Source organism: Parahoeflea alexandrii (assembly GCF_027214025.1).
GTDB classification, from domain to species: domain Bacteria; phylum Pseudomonadota; class Alphaproteobacteria; order Rhizobiales; family Rhizobiaceae; genus Hoeflea; species Hoeflea alexandrii_A.
The window spans coordinates 1-240 of the sequence record NZ_JAPWHB010000061.1 but is presented as its reverse complement, the minus strand read 5'-3'; the positions used below and the strand labels follow the sequence as shown (position 1 = coordinate 240).

The 240-nt window shown below is 70.4% G+C and carries 1 protein-coding gene; it reads left to right on the top strand.

Features of this window, described 5'->3' with window-relative positions:
• On the top strand, positions 1–240 hold a 240-nt coding region (locus O4H62_RS26405; RefSeq protein ID WP_269391863.1), incomplete at both ends, for a hypothetical protein.

Below are 240 nucleotides of genomic sequence, written 5' to 3'. Positions count from 1 at the left end.
GCATGGGCGGACACGCGGCGGGCGACGAAGCGTCGCGCCTGGCCGGTGAAGGCGTCCGCGAGTACGTCGCGAGCCACCGCGCCGCGATCGATCGGCTCGCCACCGACGACTCCGACGAAGCGAAGATCGCCGCCCAGACCTTGCTGGTGGACGCGATGCAGAAGGCATGCGCCGACGTGTGGACGATCCAGGAGAACGAGCCGGCCAAGCGCGGCATGGGCTCGACGATGGTGTGCCTCG